Annotated in this window: 1 protein-coding gene; it reads right to left on the bottom strand. The window is 46.5% G+C overall.

Annotated features, from left to right (window positions below; genetic code table 11):
* On the bottom strand, positions 1-256 hold a 256-nt coding region (locus CHH91_RS18685; protein WP_141234230.1), incomplete at both ends, for a PLP-dependent transferase.

The raw sequence follows: 256 nt of genomic DNA, 5'->3' as shown, positions 1-256 counted from the left end.
GCTAATGTTGGTGCTACTTTAACGAAAGTAAAGGCAGAAAAAAAGCGTTCGACATTAGCCTTTTGGTCGAGCTCAATGCTAACAATCGCCCCGTTTCCTTTTTCAGAGACAAATGGTGGATAGTAAACATGCTTCACACCATCCGTCTCTTGCATCGTTGTAGCTAGTTCGGCTGCATTTTGGCATTGCCTTTCCATGCGCAGAGCAAGCGTTTTAAGGCCACGGCAGGCAAGCCATGCTTCAAAAGGGCTCAAGT

The organism is Virgibacillus sp. 7505 (assembly GCF_002272135.1).
Taxonomy (GTDB): domain Bacteria; phylum Bacillota; class Bacilli; order Bacillales; family Amphibacillaceae; genus Terribacillus.
This window is presented reverse-complemented; position numbering and strand designations above follow the sequence as displayed.